The organism is Maribacter sp. C-4077 (assembly GCF_055378385.1).
This window is the reverse complement of sequence record NZ_AP038807.1, coordinates 1,375,371-1,391,196: the sequence shown is the minus strand read 5'-3', so window position 1 is coordinate 1,391,196 and position 15,826 is coordinate 1,375,371. Positions and strand designations below refer to the sequence as shown.

Genomic DNA, 15,826 nt, shown 5'->3' with positions numbered 1-15,826 from the left:
GTGTCGGTTTAACTGAAACTCAAAAGATTGAAATGCCATATCAACTTTATGAGATAGTGGAACAAATTAAAACATTCATAAAAAACGACTCAATTCGATTCAAGACAGGTAATTGTAGTGTTGACGACATAAATAGCAAAAAGCCTTGGTCGACCGATGTCTTATACTTGGAGTTTGAATGTCCTAAATGTCGGACTGAATTCGTATTGTCATGTGAAACATACCATGGAGCAGGAGGGACATGGAAGAAAAAGTATGAATAAATGCCCAAATATTTCAAAAGCCATTCCTTATCAAAGGGCTTTTTTTAGTGTTACATCTACCCCAGACTGCATGAAAACAAGAAAATTATGAAAACATATTTTATTTTCAATAGTATTTAATGAGTAATAAATTGGATTCGGAATTTCCCAAAAAGATAATTGCTTGTCAGCAGAAAAGCGATAAAATTAGGAACTCTGAAGGATACAAGTGTTTTCATTATCTTCTTAAATTTAAAATGCTTTATTTCATTTACAGGAGTAATACTATTGCCTGGAATAAAGTCCTAAAAGAGTATTACTCAGATGATAGAAATGTCACCGCTAATTCACTCAAAAGGTTCTTTCGGCAAAAAAGAATTATTACAACAATTCATAATATCTTAGCTAGCGCAACAAGCTTTATTGAAATTTATGAGGAGAATCAAATTGCGGACACATTTCATTGCTTCATAAAGGAACTAAGAAACTATATTACTCATACGGATTATTTCCCTTTAACAAGCAAATGGACATTGAACGAAGAAAGGAATGATAAATTTGAATCTTTTCAAGTTGATAAATTCAAATCATATTTGACAAATCGAATAAAGGAACACCCTAATTGGAATGGATTAAAATTGGCTTTGAAGTTTACTGAATCATTGCCTGAACCAATTGATTTTAATAATATACTATTCGAATACGATTTAAAAATTAATGAATTCTATAAAGAATATATTAAAAATCATATTAGGAGTAACAAAGACTGCCTTTTAAAACTGATTAAGGAAACTGAGGCAGTGCATTCCAAGTTAGATGATATAAAAGTTGTTCCTTCTTATCCAATTTCTCAGGTTAGATTGAGGTATTTAAAATATATTTTAAAAAATAACTGAATAATGCTCCAATAATTACCCAAACAAACTACGTACCACATCCTCAATCTTGGCTGCCAACTGCACCTTGATTTTGGTGTTTTTCAACCCAATTTTATTGTTTTTGGAAACGTAAATGGTTGTGTAGCCCAGTTTTTCGGCTTCCAAAATGCGCTGCTCTACCCGCTGAACGGGCCGTATTTCACCGGCCAACCCAACTTCCGCGGCAAAACAGATGCCCTTTTCAATGGGAATGTCCTCGTTGCTGGATAATATAGCGGCAATTACGGCAAGGTCAATGGCAGGATCGTCCACAGAGATTCCCCCGGTGATATTTAGGAATACATCTTTTGCCCCTAGTTTAAATCCGGCCCTTTTTTCCAACACTGCCAAAAGCATGTTCAAGCGTTTGGCGTTATATCCCGTGGTGGAACGTTGTGGGGTTCCATAAACCGCCGTACTTACCAAGGCCTGTATTTCAATCAACAAAGGTCGCATACCCTCTACCGTGGAGGCAATGGCGGTTCCGCTCAAGCCTTCATCGTTCTTGGAGACCAATACTTCGGAGGGGTTGTTAACTTCTCTTAGTCCGCTGCCCTGCATTTCATAAATGCCCAATTCCGCCGTAGATCCGAATCGGTTTTTTAGGGAACGAAGGATTCGGTAGACGTAGTTGCGGTCCCCTTCAAACTGCAAAACCGTATCAACCATGTGCTCCAAAATTTTGGGTCCCGCAATGGAACCATCCTTGGTAATATGGCCGATCAAAATAACGGGCGTATTAGTTTCCTTGGCAAATTTGATAAGCTCCGCAGTACATTCCCTAATCTGGGAAATACTCCCTGCGGCCGACTCGATATAATCCGAATGTAAGGTCTGAATGGAATCGATGACCACAATATCGGGTTCCGTAGCCTCAATTTGCTTAAAGATATTCTGGGTCTTGGTTTCCGTGAGGATATAACAGGTTTCGCTATTGGGATGGATGCGGTCTGCCCGCATCTTTATCTGTTTCTGACTTTCCTCACCGGAAACGTATAAGGTCTTATAAGGTAGTTTTAACGCAATCTGTAAAAGTAGCGTACTTTTTCCAACTCCGGGTTCACCGCCCAAAAGGACCAAGGCTCCAGGTACGAGACCACCCCCAAGCACCCTATTGAATTCTAGGTCGAACGTGTTGAGCCGCAGCTCTTTCTCAACACTGATTTCATGCACCAACAAGGGTTTGGAAATACGTTTGGCAGCGGAAGGAGAAGGTTTCCAGCTGGTTTTCTCCTCTTTTTGAACCACTTCCTCAACGACCGTATTCCATTCCTTGCAAGCGGAACACTGTCCCACCCATTTGGCATATTGCGTACCGCAATTCTGACAAAAGAAAGCGGTTTTAGTTTTGGCCATTCGTAGCGTTTCTTGTTTACGCCAAAGGTACTAAGAAGTTCAAAAAGGAAAATTCCTTATTCCTCTTCAGATTGTTTTTTCTTGAATTCCCAGATGGCCATAAAAAAGGAGGCCCATGCCAAGAATAAGGAAAGTATGCTCAATGCCAATAGTTTATCGCCTTTGAGGCCATAGTAGGTAAAATACACGCCAGCACAGGCGTAGTATTTAAAGATGCCTTTAAACATAATTGTAGGTTGTAGGTTAGATTTGGGATCTAAGTTTATATTTGGGTTTGCGGGGTTTGATGTAGGTTAGAAACCAAAATCCGCCTTTAATGCGTCCATTTTTTCCAATGCCATTTCTTTAGTTAAAAAATCAATTTCATCCATCTGAAAAGCCTTTTCAAAGGTTTTCAATGCTTTTTTGGGCTCTCCCAATTGCTCGTAATATTCTCCTTCAAAATAAAAGCCCATCATGGTATCCGGATATTCCCTCTTGCACAGTTCCGAAAGTGATTTTAAGGATTCCAAATCCTCTTTCTTTCGGGTGGCGGCATAGATGGCCATAATGTCGTTCAGTTCTACCGGCTTACTAAATCCGAACAGATCCACAATGCCCTGATACTTGTTCTCAAGATATTGGTATACGGGTTCATCCGAAGTCAAAATTTGGGTTTTATATTCCTTTGGACTTATCGGCTTGAACATGCCAAATACATTATCGAAGGCCTTTCCAATGCCGTAGGTAGCGACGGAAATATGGTCCGCTTTATCGTATTTGTCAAAGAAATAATGGAGGGTTTCCTTGTTCAAGGCCTTTATCCCGGTATCCAATGCCATAATTTTTGGTGTTTCGTCAGTTTGCTCGCCTTCCACGATTAATTGATAGAACATTTGTTTATCAAAGGTGTTTAAACGTGATGGCACCCTGCTTTCCATTTCTGGGGCCAAGGTAGGGGAGATGCTTACATAGGCATCAAAGACCGAGTTGTCCTTGAAAAGCCAATAATTCTGAAAGTTGGCCGAAATATCGTACCCGAATATCATTTTAAATGGCGCGGTGCTGTAATTTAAATCCAAATAGGGAATCAGCTCCATCCCGATGAACTCATAGAATTTTTTTCCTTTTTCGCTAGGGAGTCCGTTTTCTGGATCAAAGGCACAATCCTCCAACCGGATGCCGTTTTCACTTTGGTTCACGCCAACAACGATACTTTCTGGCATGCCGTGAAACCGACTGTAATATTTTGAAGTGGCCACTACCTGATCAAACAGGTAATTGGCGTCCAAGACCACAATTAAAGGATATTTCTTGTTTTCATCCATGTTTGGAGGAAAGTAGTATTGAACATCCCTGCGTTCCTGAAGTTTGAAGGATTCAAAAATCTCTTGGGTGGTTTGGGCCTGGGCAAAAGACACCAATAGAAGTGTCAGAATAGTAATAAAATGACGCATAATAGGTTATTGGACAGAAGATTTGGTTATTTATTTCTGTTCAATAACGGTAATAGGATAAAAGATATTGCACCGAACACAATGTTCATGAGGGTTTGTGCGATCCACATAATCCACCCAAAGGCGTCCCCGGATACGGAGCTTATTCCAAAGAGCCCCAAGGCCTTGCTCACCAATATGGGGAAAAGTCCCACACCGCCATTTGTGGTAGCCATGGCGAAAGCTCCAAATACAAAGGCGACCATGATTTCATTAAGGGACAGATGCGCGGTTTCCGGCACTGTATATTTTATGACCCACATCATACCAATATAGCACGCCCAAATGAGGATAGTATGAAAAACGAAAGCCCACTTTTTCCTCATTTTAAAAATGCTGAAGACACCGTCCAACAATCCTTTTACAAACGTCTTGATTTTTTGGGCAATAGCGTTTTTTGATTTTTTGATGAACAAAAAGAAAATCAGGCCCGCCGCGAATCCTGCAATTCCCAGGATTATCAGTCCGCTGGCATTGAATCCGCGTTGTTCAAAAAAGGTGATGATAATATCGGTCTGTAAAAAGAGCGTGATAATGACCACGATCAACAGCATGATCAAATCGATAACACGTTCCGTAACGATGGTCCCAAAGCCTTTTTCAAAAGGAACGCCTTCATAGGTAGTGAGGGCCGTTGCCCTTAAAATTTCACCGGTGCGCGGCACCCCTAAATTGGCCAGATAGGCCATGAAGATCATTAAAATATTGTTGATCAACTTTGGTCTGTAACCCAAAGGTTCCAACAAATAGTTCCATCGAATGGCCCTTGAAACATGACCTATGATACCTAAAAGCAATGAAACGGAAACCCAGAAAACATCGGCCTCTTTTATGTAAAAAAGAATCTGTTCCCTGTTTTCCGGTGAAGTCTTTAAATACCAATACAGTACTAAAAACACCCCAATAAGGATAGGCACGATCAGTTTAAGGGTCTTTTTCAAGGATGGGTTCACAATGTTTGGATATGGATGTCTAAAGTAAGCAAGTATTCTTCATTGAAATGACACTTGAACGAAAAATGTAGAAAATGGTGCTGGCAAACCTATTTTAAAAGGTTGGTCTTTTCATCCGGGAATACAAGGCTAGGATTAAAGGTTTTGGCTTCCTCTAAGGGCATCCAGGCATAGGTAATCAGAATTAAGACGTCCCCAACCGCTACTTTTCTGGCGGCGGCTCCGTTCAAAGTAATTTCGCCACTGTTTCTGGGTCCAGGTATGACGTAGGTTTCCAAACGCTCCCCGTTGTCGTTGTTTACGATCTGAACTTTTTCTCCTTGTATAATATTGGCAGCATCCATCAAGTCTTCGTCAATGGTAATGCTCCCTATATAATTTAGGTCGGCTCCGGTTACCTTTACACGATGAATCTTGGACTTTACTACTTGTACTTGCATGGGACAAAATTAGTCAATTGAGTGCTATATTGTCAATTAGCCTTATATCTTCGGCATAAACGGCAATAAACGCCCTATATTTTTTATTCTTTACTTTTCTTTTTAACGGGCTCAGTGTTTCCACATCGGCAATCTCAAAATATTCCATTTCAAAATCCTCCTCTTTAAGAAACTGGTTTTTTACCCATTCCTTTACTTTTAAAGCACTTTTCGTGCCAAATTTTTCCTTGGCAGTTTGCAATGTCTTAAAGATGAACCCGGCCTTTAGTCGTATGTTTTCGCTTAACCTTTCATTTCTGGAACTCATGGCCAAACCGTGGTCTTCTCTTACAATTGGACAGGGGATAATATTCACGGGTATTTTCTGTATTTCCACGAGTTTTTTAATGATGCGGAGTTGTTGAAAGTCCTTCTCGCCAAAATAGGCATTGTTTGGTTGGGTCAAACTGAACAACTGTTCCACGATGGTGCCCACACCATTAAAATGGTCGTCTCTAAATTCCCCTTCCATCACGTTGTCCAATCCTTGGAAATCATATTTTTTAGGCCTAACGGATTGCGCATAGATTTCTTCCACCGATGGAGCAAAGACGATAATATCCGGATCAACACTTTCTATAAGTTCTAGGTCCTTGGAGAGGTCTTTGGGATATTTTACAAGGTCTTCCTTATTATTGAATTGTGTTGGGTTGACAAAAATACTAACTACTACCCGGTCATTTTCCTGTACGGCCTTTTTGACCAGGGCAAGATGACCTTTATGGAGTGCACCCATGGTAGGAACAAGTCCCAATGTGTTTGAAGAAGGGGTGCGATTTAAAATTTTATCAAGTTCCTTTTTTGTCTCGATAGGGCGCATGCGAAATCGTGATTAGCGAGCAAACTTACTATAAATACTGGTAATCTCTATATTTTTTGTAATTTTGCACCTGCGTTTCCGTGAAAAATAAAATATAGTTTTTATGAATGGTAAAAAGGTATTGTTTGTATCTTCTGAATTAGTCCCTTACCTCCCCGAAAATGAAGTTTCACATATGTCCTATGAGGCACCCAGAATGGTAAACAGTAACGGGGGCCAAATTAGGATTTTTATGCCCAGGTACGGTAACATTAACGAAAGAAGGCATCAATTACACGAAGTTATCAGATTGTCCGGCATGAACCTGGTCATAAACGATATGGACATGCCATTGATAATTAAGGTAGCTTCCATACCTAGGGAGCGCATACAGGTGTATTTCATAGATAACGAGGAATATTTTAAAAGAAAGGCAACCTTTGCCGATAAAAAGGGCGAGTTGTTTCCGGATAATGATCAGCGGGCCATATTTTTTGCAAAAGGAGTGATGGAAACTGTTAAAAAACTGAATTGGTCTCCAGATATCATTCACGTGCATGGATGGATGGCCAGTTTGTTGCCGCTTTATCTTAAAAAGTATTATGCGGATGAGCCTCTTTTCGCGGATAGTAAAATCGTACTCTCCGTTTATGGTAAGACTTTTGAAGGTGAGCTGGATAAGGACATGATAAAGAGAATTGCTTTTGATGGAATTCCAGAGGAAGAAATCGCCTCCTTGGAAAGCCCCTCCTATAATAATTTGTTAAAAGTTGCCGTCGATTATTCCGATGCCATTATTTTAGCCTCGGAAGAAATTCCAGAAGACCTAACAACACATATTTCCAATCAAGAAAAACCTGTGTTAGAATATGTTCCAATTCAAGAATTTGAGGAAGCATACGCTAATTTTTACAACACGGAAGTTTTAAAATAATCTGAATGAACATTTTTCATAAGCGGTCTTTACCCATATTATTTGGGGTTTTCATAATATGTACGATATTTTTCTCCTGCGAACAAGACCTCACTACCATAGGTGCAGGAGTAACAGGTGAAAATCCATTTTCAACAGGAAAAGAGGTCTATGATGTCTTTGCATATAACCGCAATATAGAAGCGGTAAGAACAAATAAGCTGCCGATTTACCAACTTGGAATCTACAATGATCCCGTTTATGGCAAAACAACTGCTACCATTACATCGCAGCTAAATTTACCAACCTCCAACCCCACTTTTGGGGTGCTTTCCCAAAGAATCGAGGATGATGCTGAAAATGACGACTCGGCGACTACCATTAATGAACAGGAAACCGTGAAGGAAGTCTACCTTTATATCCCGTATTTAACCAAGGCGATTTCAAGGGACACTGATAATGATGGTGTAGCCGATGAGTTTGATGATCTTCCTGAGGATCCAACGAATGATAGTGATGGTGATGGAGCCACAAATGCTGAGGAAAGAACGGCCAATACAGATCCCTTGGATGACCAAAGTGTGGATTTGGATTTGGATGGACTCAACGACACTGATGATTCTCAAATATTTGCAAATAATTTTCCCACTACGGTAGATTTGGACAGCATTTATGTGAATGCAAAGAATTATGATGATGTGATCAAACCTGTAACCATAGGTTTAAAAGTTCAGCGTTCTACCTATTTTCTAAGGGATTTGGATCCCAACACCAATTTTCAAGAAGCGCAACAATATTATTCTAGCCAACAATTTGTACCAACCTTCGTTTCAGACGTATTGTACGACTCGGATATGGATGGAGGAATTACTGTAGATAACAGGGAAATATTAATACCTGGCGAGGATGATGAAGATACGGAAGATACGGATGAGTCTTTAATCTTTACGAAATTGGACCCTGGTATTCGCGTGTCTTTGGATACCGAATTTTTTCAGGATAACATTTTGGATATGGAAGGTAAGCCTGAGCTTTTGAGTCAGTCGAATTTTTCGGAATTTATTAGAGGTATCCATTTATCATTATTGGAATCGATTGGCGATCCAACACTGCTGCTGTTGGACTTGACACAAGCCAATATTACCATCACCTACTCTTATCTAGCTTACGACTCTGAACTGGGCGAGGCGGAAGAACGTGAGGGCACATTTACCTTAAACCTATTGACGGGCACTGCTGCAGCTGGTTTTTCAGGAAATGCCGTGAATACTTTTGTGAACGAAAATTATCCACAAGATGTTTTAGATTCCTTTGATACCAACATGAATGCATCCAGAATATTCTTGAAGGGGGGTGCAGGTATCACGTCTGAAATAGAACTTTTTGAGCCAGACAACGCCGAAAATATATTGGAGCAAATACGGGCCAACAATTGGATAATTAACGAAGCCAATCTTGTATTTTATGTGGATAGGAGTTATCCAGGTATGGGTGCTGAACCTGCAGAACCACCCCGTCTCTATTTGTATAATTCAGAAACCAATAGTCCTTTGTACAATGTGAACACAGAACCACTACCAAGTTCCCTAAATCCACTTGCAACATACCCAAATTATGATGGGGTCCTTGTGGAGGAAAATGGCCTTGGGGTAAAATATACGGTTAGAATCACGGACCACATTAATAATCTTGTCGTACGGGATTCTGTGAATAGTACCTTGGGTCTAACACTTACTACGAATATTCAAATTACAAGTGTTACAAACGCTATTTTTGCAAATGGAACTGAAGAGGATATTCCCGTGACCTCCAATCTAACACCCCTAGGTACTGTTTTGTTCGGGAGTAATATCCCGGAATCCGACCCAAATTATGACAAAAGATTAAGGTTGGAAATAAGTTATACTAGAACGGAGTAGGTACTTTATAAGAGCCTATCAGATTTTTTTCATTTAATGTATACACTTTAAAGGATTTATTCGTTCAATAAACTGATAACTTATTGAACTTTTGTTCGTTGGATTAAATTTGAACTACTTTTATAATACTAATAATATAATATGTGCGGAATAGTCGGCTACATTGGACATAGGGATGCCTTCCCAATAATCATAAAAGGATTACAGCGCTTGGAGTATCGGGGATATGATAGTGCTGGGATTGCCTTATTTGATGGTAGTCAAATCAATTTGGTAAAGACTAAGGGCAAGGTCGAGGATTTAAAGCAGAAGGCTAACAGTATTTCCCAAGAAGGTTCTATAGGTATTGGTCATACAAGATGGGCCACGCATGGGGTACCCAACGACGTGAATTCCCATCCACACTACTCCAATTCTGGTGATTTGGTCATCATACACAATGGAATTATAGAGAACTATGAATCCATTAAAAAGGAGTTGACCAAAAGGGGATATACTTTTGCCTCGGATACGGATACAGAGGTTTTGGTAAATCTTATTGAGGAAGTAAAGAAAACAGAGGATGTCAAATTGGGCCAGGCCGTCCAAATAGCTTTGAACCAAGTAGTTGGGGCATATGCCATCGCAGTTTTCGATAGAAGAAAGCCAGATGAAATCGTAGTTGCGAAATTGGGAAGTCCTTTGGCTATCGGAATAGGGGAGAATGAATTCTTTATAGCTTCCGATGCGTCCCCTTTTATTGAATTCACAAATAACGCCGTCTATTTGGAAGATGAAGAGATGGCCATAGTACGACTCGGTAAGGAGATAAAACTTAGAAAGATCAAAAATGATGCCGTTGCCTATCCACGGATTTTAGAACTTCAAATGAATTTGGAGGAAATTGAAAAAGGAGGCTACGATCATTTCATGTTGAAGGAAATATATGAACAGCCCAGGGCCATAAAGGATACCTATAGGGGAAGGCTCTTGGCCGATCAAGGAATCATTCGCATGGCAGGAATCGACCAGAACTTGGAAAAGTTCATGAATGCGAATAGAATCATCATTGTAGCCTGCGGTACCTCTTGGCATGCAGGTCTTGTGGCAGAATATATTTTTGAGGATTTGGCCAGGATTCCGGTTGAAGTAGAATACGCTTCGGAATTTAGATATCGAAATCCTGTTATTACGGAAAAGGATGTGCTAATTGCCATTTCCCAATCTGGTGAAACTGCAGATACCTTGGCAGCCATAAAGTTGGCCAAGGAGAAAGGTGCCTTTGTTTTTGGTGTATGTAACGTGGTAGGTTCTTCCATAGCGCGCGAATCAGATGCCGGAGCCTATACACATGCCGGTCCAGAAATTGGCGTGGCATCCACAAAGGCCTTTACCACCCAGATTACGGTATTGACCTTGTTGGCATTAAAATTGGCCAAGGAGAAAGGAACTTTCTCACAGACGAAGTTCCACGAATTCCTTACGGAGTTGGAGACCATACCCCATAAGGTTAAAAAAGCCTTGGAGGCGAATCCCTTGATCGAGATTATTTCCAATGTATACAAGGATTCTTCCAATTGTCTTTATTTAGGTAGAGGATACAATTTTCCGGTCGCCTTGGAAGGTGCGTTGAAACTTAAGGAAATCAGCTATATTCACGCAGAAGGTTACCCCGCAGCAGAAATGAAGCACGGTCCTATCGCCTTGATAGATGAACAAATGCCCGTTTTCGTAATTGCGACCAAGAAAGGTCATTATGAAAAGGTGGTGAGCAACATCCAGGAAATAAAATCCAGAAAGGGAAAAATCATAGCGATCGTTACTGAAGGTGATGAGCAGGTTAAGGAATTGGCGGACCATGTAATTGAGGTTCCAGAAACCTTGGAAAGTCTTTCACCTCTATTGACTACCATACCCTTACAGCTACTTTCATACCATATCGCGGTCATGCGAGGTTGTAATGTAGATCAACCAAGAAACTTGGCCAAGTCGGTTACCGTAGAGTAAAATCGAATTTAATACAATCTAAAGGACGCAATTTTGCGTCCTTTTTTTGTTGGTGGAATACTAAAACCATCAAAATCGGCATCGTAAATTATCAAAATAATACTATGCATGCATAATTTTTTTCAAATTGCTATTTTTCATATAAAATTATCTGTATCTTCATCACACTAAAATTCTAACTCAAATTAAGAATGAGAACAATACTACTGTTAGCATTGGTTTTGTTTGGGGCATCAGGCTATGCACAAACAACGATCAATGGAAATGTCGTTGACCAAAACGGCGAACCGATTCCAGGTGCCAATATCGTAATTGTAGGCAAGGCAATTGGGACCACTACCGATTTTGATGGTAATTTTATATTGCAGACATCAGAAGAGCCCCCCTTTCAGTTAAGTATTACCAGTATTGGTTATACCGATGGACTCGAAAACATTACTTCCAACAATCAAACGCTTCGGGTAGTTCTTTCCGAAGCACAGACGTTTTTGGACGAGGTGGTAATTTCCGCTTCGCGAACCCCGGAACGGATTTTTGAATCTCCGGTAACCGTAGAAAGAATGGGTATCGAAACCATAAAAAATACGGCTTCTGCCGATTTTTACAGTGGACTTGAAAACTTGAAGGGTGTTGATGTAAACACGAACAGCTTAACCTTTAAATCGGTCAATACCAGAGGTTTTGCAACTTTCGCAAATACCCGGTTCATGCAGTTGGTGGATGGTATGGACAACTCTACTCCAGCCTTGAACTTCCCTATCGGAAACTTGGTGGGTATGATAGAACCGGATGTCCTTAGTGTTGAATTATTACCAGGGGCGGCATCAGCATTATATGGAGCCAATGCTTTTAATGGTATTTTATTCATGAGAAGTAAAAGCCCATTTGATTATCAAGGCATTAGTGTTTCGGTAAAACAAGGAGTTACTTCTCAGGAAGCTGCAGGTACCAATTCGTATACGGATATAGGTGTGCGCGCTGCCCATAAGTTCAGTGATAAGTTTGCCATAAAATGGAATTTCGGGTATTTGGACGGTACCGATTGGGCCGCAAATAGCGAAGTGGATCGATTCAATCCTGGACAAACAAGGGCAGATTTGGACTATGATGGTACAAACGTTTATGGCGATTTAGTTTCTACTAATATTAAAGGCGTAGCCGTCACCTTAGAGGGTTTGGGTATTTTGCCAGCGGGCGCCAATGCTTTAGTCCCTTCAGTAAATGTAAGTAGAACTGGTTATCACGAAAGTGATTTAACAGATTACACCGCTAGAAGTATAAAATCTGATTGGGGACTCTATTATCGCCCAATCGAGGGGAACAGTTTGGAGCTTTCCTACGTAGGTAAAGTAGGTACGGGTAATACTATCTATCAAGGGACGAACCGTTATAACATCCGAAATTTCTTTCAGGAACAGCATAAGTTTGAAATCAGGAACGACAATTTCTTCGTACGCGGATATATGGTAGGAGACAAGGCAGGTGATTCCTATGACATGGTCTTTACGGCGGTAAATATAAATAGAACTTGGAAGGATGACAACACGTGGTTTGGTGAGTATACTGGAACTTTCGTGCAGGCTACACTGGCCGGTGCCACTGAGGAACAGGCGCATGCCGCTGCTCGTGCACAGGCAGAATCAGGTAGATTTTTACCGGGAACCCCCGAATTTCAGGCCGCTTTTGACCGCGTAACACAAGACCCTGATTTATCTACTGGTTCAAGATTTGCAGATGCATCAAAATACTACCATGCGGATGCAAATTACAACTTTGGGCATTTATGGGATTGGGCCGAAGTGCAGGTGGGAGGCTCTTTTCGCGAATTTCAACTAAATTCCTTTGGCACCATTTATACCGATACTGACGGTCCAATATTATACAATGAGTTTGGGTTGTATACACAGATTCAGAAAAATATTGAATTGGCTGGAGAGAAAAGCATAAAACTTACAGGATCTGTTCGTTATGATAAAAATGAGTTTTTTGATGGTTTCTTTTCGCCTAGATTTTCAGCAGGTTATACCATTAACAGAAATCACAATGTTAGGGCCTCCATACAAACAGGTTTTAGAAATCCAACAACCCAAGATCTTTTCATAGGTTTGAATGCAGGTAGGGCAATTTTGGTGGGTGCCGCACCGGATAACTTGGATCGCTACTCAAGGCCATGGGATGTAAGTGGTGGAGGGCAGTTGTTGGGACAACCAGCTACCATTACACAGACTGGAAGGGCAGCCTACGAAAATTCTTTCTCTGCCAATTCAATATTGCGCTTTAGAGAAAGTGGAAATATTGCCGATATTGAGATTGGAAATCCTGATGTGGTTTCGCCTGAGCAAGTGACCTCTTTTGAAATAGGTTATCGTGGGAAATTGGATAAATTGATTGTTGATTTTAGTACGTATTATAACCAGTATCAAGATTTTATTTCACCAGAGAACGTTGTTGCACCCTTATATGGGACCGTAGGGGATAATTCACTGTCTTTACTCGCTTTGCAAAATGGTGATGTTAAAACCTACCAAGCCTATACCAATTCTGATGTAGATATAGCTTCTTACGGTGCTTCTTTAGGGTTAACTGCCAAAGTTTTGGGAGATTTTGACCTTAGTGGAAGTTATACATATGCAAAGTTGGATTTCGACAGGGTCGCCAATCCCGATTTTCAAGTCGGCTTTAACACCCCAGAACATCAGTTCAAGGCATCTTTTGGGAATGCAGAGCTATTCAAAAATTTTGGGTTCAATATAAACTATCGTTTTAGTGATGATTATTACTGGGAAGCTACTTTTGGAAATGGAGTAGTCCCAGAATTCCATGTAGTGGATGCTCAAATAAACTATACCGTACCCAGTATCAAATCTACTTTTAAAATCGGAGGGAATAATTTATTGGGCGATGAATACTTCACCGCGTTCGGAACCGGATTCATTGGGTCTATGTATTATCTATCATGGACAATCAACAACTAAAAATGAAATTTAAATTCCGTTTAGAAATGAAAAAAATAACCTATATATTTTTATCGTCCCTCTTATTGGTCTTTACCAATTGTAACGACCCAGAGGATGTAGATTTAGATCCAATTGTTATAGAAGAGGCCAAACCGGAACTTACGGCAGGCTCGGCAAATTTTTCCAATTATATTTCATTGGGTAATTCCTTAACGGCCGGTTTTACGGATGGAGCCTTGTTTCAAGCAGGCCAAAATTTCTCAACACCCAATATTCTGTCCCAAAAGTTTGCCATGGTAGGTGGTGGTGATTTTGTACAACCCCTAACCAGCGATAACTTTGGAGGGTTGGCCGCAGGGGGTAATCGAATTCAGGCCCCCAGATTGGTTTTTGGTGGGGCGGGACCCGTGCCGCTGGAGTCGGTTATTGGTCCTGTTACCGTAGGGACTGATATAGCTTTGAATAACCCAACCGGGCCTTTCAATAATCTGGGTGTGCCTGGGGCAAAAAGTTTTCATTTGTTGGCTCCTGGATATGGGAATTTGGGAAATGTATCCCTTGGACTTGCCAATCCTTACTTCGTGAGGATGACCGGTTCAAATCCAAATATCAGTATTTTGGAAATGGCGGCAAGTCAGTCCCCAACGTTCTTTTCCTTATGGATCGGAAACAATGACGTACTTGGCTACGCCACTACGGGAGGTGATGGTACCAACCCTATTACTCCGATCGATGGCCCTCCAGGAGTTGGTTTTGCAAACACCTATGGCGCCTTGATCCAGACATTGGCAGCTACTGGTGCTCAGGGTGTGGTAGCCAATATTCCGGATGTTACGAGCATACCTCATTTTACTACGGTTCCGTTCAACCCATTGGATCCATCCAACCCTGATTTCGCGGCCCAAATCCCGACATTGAACACCATTTTTGGTGCCTTAAATCAGATTTTTACAGCTTTGGGCGCTACGGAGAGGATTATAAGCTTCTCTACAACAGAGGCAAATGCCGTGGTAATACGGGATGAAAGCCTTACCGATTTTTCGGCCCAGATAACGGGGGCTTTAAATGCCAATCCAGGGTTCCCTGTTTTCGTACAACAGTTTGGATTGCCTCCACAGGCGGCTCCTCTGGTTGCCGGTCTGTTGGGTACTACCTATGGTCAGGCGAGGCAGGCCACTGCGGATGATCTCTTTGTGCTCCCAAGTAGTGCAGTTATCGGAACGGTCAACATGGAAGCGGCAGGTGCCTTGGTGGCCCAGGGTCTATCGGCTACTTTGGCCGGCCAGTTCTCCGTTGAAGGAGTAAGTTTGCCTTTGGCGGATAAATGGGTTTTGACTCCGGAGGAACAGACTGAAATTGCGAATGCGACCGACGCTTTTAACGCGATTATATCGGCAGCGGCCAGTCAGGCAGGCTTGGCATTCGTGGATGCCAATGCTTTGTTGAACCAACTGGCAAATGGAGGCATCACGAGCGGGCAATATACCTTGACCGCAAGTTTGGTAACTGGAGGCGCGTTTTCCTTAGATGGTATCCATCCAACGGCCAGGGGCTATGCCTTGATCGCCAATGAGTTTATGAAGGCCATTGATGCTACCTATGGTTCCAACTTTGAGGATTCAGGAAACTTGGTAAATGTTGGGGAGTATCCTACCAATTTTTCGCCTACGCTTCAATAAGTATTGGGTTTAAAAAAGTAACAAAAAGATGCATTTAAGTGCATCTTTTTTGTTTTGTAAAAAACCCAAAAAAACAATTTTTGTTTAAAATTGAAAGACATATCTTTGCAGCCTGAAAATCAGAGCATTTTTTAAGTAATATATAAACAGA

Annotated in this window: 12 protein-coding genes; 6 read left to right on the top strand and 6 right to left on the bottom strand. The window is 41.1% G+C overall.

Features of this window, described 5'->3' with window-relative positions; genetic code table 11:
• Nucleotides 1-382 precede the first annotated feature (382 nt).
• Nucleotides 383-1,138: a hypothetical protein gene (locus ACZ41C_RS06010; RefSeq protein WP_464564939.1), complete on the top strand. Its 756-nt coding sequence runs from the start codon at nt 383-385 to the stop codon at nt 1,136-1,138.
• Between the two features lie 15 nt (nt 1,139-1,153).
• Here the strand turns inward: ACZ41C_RS06010 and radA are convergent, their stop codons facing one another.
• The 6 genes from radA to panC all read right to left on the bottom strand — a co-directional run bounded on the left by radA (nt 1,154) and on the right by panC (nt 6,242).
• Nucleotides 1,154-2,515, bottom strand: a complete 1,362-nt coding sequence (gene radA / locus ACZ41C_RS06005) for a DNA repair protein RadA (RefSeq protein WP_464564938.1) — start codon at nt 2,513-2,515, stop codon at nt 1,154-1,156.
• A gap of 56 nt (nt 2,516-2,571) precedes the next feature.
• Nucleotides 2,572-2,742 (bottom strand): hypothetical protein, encoded by a 171-nt coding sequence (locus tag ACZ41C_RS06000; RefSeq protein WP_464564937.1) that lies wholly within the window; start codon nt 2,740-2,742, stop codon nt 2,572-2,574.
• Between the two features lie 66 nt (nt 2,743-2,808).
• Entirely contained in the window at nt 2,809-3,951 is a 1,143-nt protein-coding gene (locus ACZ41C_RS05995) for an alpha/beta hydrolase (RefSeq protein ID WP_464564936.1), read from the bottom strand.
• 26 nt (nt 3,952-3,977) lie between these two features.
• Nucleotides 3,978-4,943 carry a lysylphosphatidylglycerol synthase transmembrane domain-containing protein gene (locus tag ACZ41C_RS05990; protein WP_464564935.1) on the bottom strand — a complete coding sequence of 322 codons (966 nt, stop codon included), beginning with the start codon at nt 4,941-4,943 and terminating at the stop codon, nt 3,978-3,980.
• Nucleotides 4,944-5,032: 89 nt separating this feature from the next.
• Complete coding sequence (panD, locus tag ACZ41C_RS05985; protein ID WP_099545342.1) at nt 5,033-5,383, bottom strand: aspartate 1-decarboxylase; 351 nt, start codon at nt 5,381-5,383, stop codon at nt 5,033-5,035.
• Between the two features lie 13 nt (nt 5,384-5,396).
• A complete protein-coding gene (gene panC, locus ACZ41C_RS05980; protein WP_464564934.1) occupies nt 5,397-6,242 on the bottom strand; it encodes a pantoate--beta-alanine ligase in 846 nt (281 codons plus the stop codon).
• A gap of 103 nt (nt 6,243-6,345) precedes the next feature.
• Between panC and ACZ41C_RS05975 the strand changes: the two genes are divergently transcribed.
• From ACZ41C_RS05975 to ACZ41C_RS05955, 5 genes are all read left to right on the top strand, one after another.
• The gene (locus ACZ41C_RS05975) at nt 6,346-7,155 is read left to right on the top strand and encodes a glycogen/starch synthase (protein WP_154917933.1); all 810 of its coding nucleotides are present in this window, start codon (nt 6,346-6,348) and stop codon (nt 7,153-7,155) included.
• 5 nt (nt 7,156-7,160) lie between these two features.
• Nucleotides 7,161-9,053, top strand: coding sequence for a DUF4270 family protein (locus tag ACZ41C_RS05970; RefSeq protein ID WP_464564933.1), 1,893 nt, complete (start codon nt 7,161-7,163; stop codon nt 9,051-9,053).
• Between the two features lie 141 nt (nt 9,054-9,194).
• Nucleotides 9,195-11,039: a glutamine--fructose-6-phosphate transaminase (isomerizing) gene (gene glmS / locus ACZ41C_RS05965; protein ID WP_464564932.1), complete on the top strand. Its 1,845-nt coding sequence runs from the start codon at nt 9,195-9,197 to the stop codon at nt 11,037-11,039.
• A 191-nt stretch (nt 11,040-11,230) separates the two neighbouring features.
• Nucleotides 11,231-14,014 carry a TonB-dependent receptor gene (locus ACZ41C_RS05960; RefSeq protein WP_464564931.1) on the top strand — a complete coding sequence of 928 codons (2,784 nt, stop codon included), beginning with the start codon at nt 11,231-11,233 and terminating at the stop codon, nt 14,012-14,014.
• A gap of 26 nt (nt 14,015-14,040) precedes the next feature.
• On the top strand, nt 14,041-15,675 hold the full coding sequence (locus ACZ41C_RS05955) for a G-D-S-L family lipolytic protein (RefSeq protein ID WP_464564930.1): 1,635 nt from the start codon (nt 14,041-14,043) through the stop codon (nt 15,673-15,675).
• The last annotated feature ends 151 nt before the right edge of the window (nt 15,676-15,826 follow it).

Excerpts from the sequence above, each read along its gene's own strand:
- panD (WP_099545342.1), bottom strand. The coding sequence starts at position 5,383 with ATGCAAGTACAAGTAGTAAAGTCCAAGATTCATCGTGTAAAGGTAACC.
- ACZ41C_RS05960 (WP_464564931.1), top strand. The coding sequence starts at position 11,231 with ATGAGAACAATACTACTGTTAGCATTGGTTTTGTTTGGGGCATCAGGC.
- ACZ41C_RS06010 (WP_464564939.1), top strand. The coding sequence starts at position 383 with ATGAGTAATAAATTGGATTCGGAATTTCCCAAAAAGATAATTGCTTGT.
- radA (WP_464564938.1), bottom strand. The coding sequence starts at position 2,515 with ATGGCCAAAACTAAAACCGCTTTCTTTTGTCAGAATTGCGGTACGCAA.
- glmS (WP_464564932.1), top strand. The coding sequence starts at position 9,195 with ATGTGCGGAATAGTCGGCTACATTGGACATAGGGATGCCTTCCCAATA.
- ACZ41C_RS05995 (WP_464564936.1), bottom strand. The coding sequence starts at position 3,951 with ATGCGTCATTTTATTACTATTCTGACACTTCTATTGGTGTCTTTTGCC.
- ACZ41C_RS05955 (WP_464564930.1), top strand. The coding sequence starts at position 14,041 with ATGAAAAAAATAACCTATATATTTTTATCGTCCCTCTTATTGGTCTTT.
- panC (WP_464564934.1), bottom strand. The coding sequence starts at position 6,242 with ATGCGCCCTATCGAGACAAAAAAGGAACTTGATAAAATTTTAAATCGC.
- ACZ41C_RS05975 (WP_154917933.1), top strand. The coding sequence starts at position 6,346 with ATGAATGGTAAAAAGGTATTGTTTGTATCTTCTGAATTAGTCCCTTAC.
- ACZ41C_RS06000 (WP_464564937.1), bottom strand. The coding sequence starts at position 2,742 with ATGTTTAAAGGCATCTTTAAATACTACGCCTGTGCTGGCGTGTATTTT.
- ACZ41C_RS05970 (WP_464564933.1), top strand. The coding sequence starts at position 7,161 with ATGAACATTTTTCATAAGCGGTCTTTACCCATATTATTTGGGGTTTTC.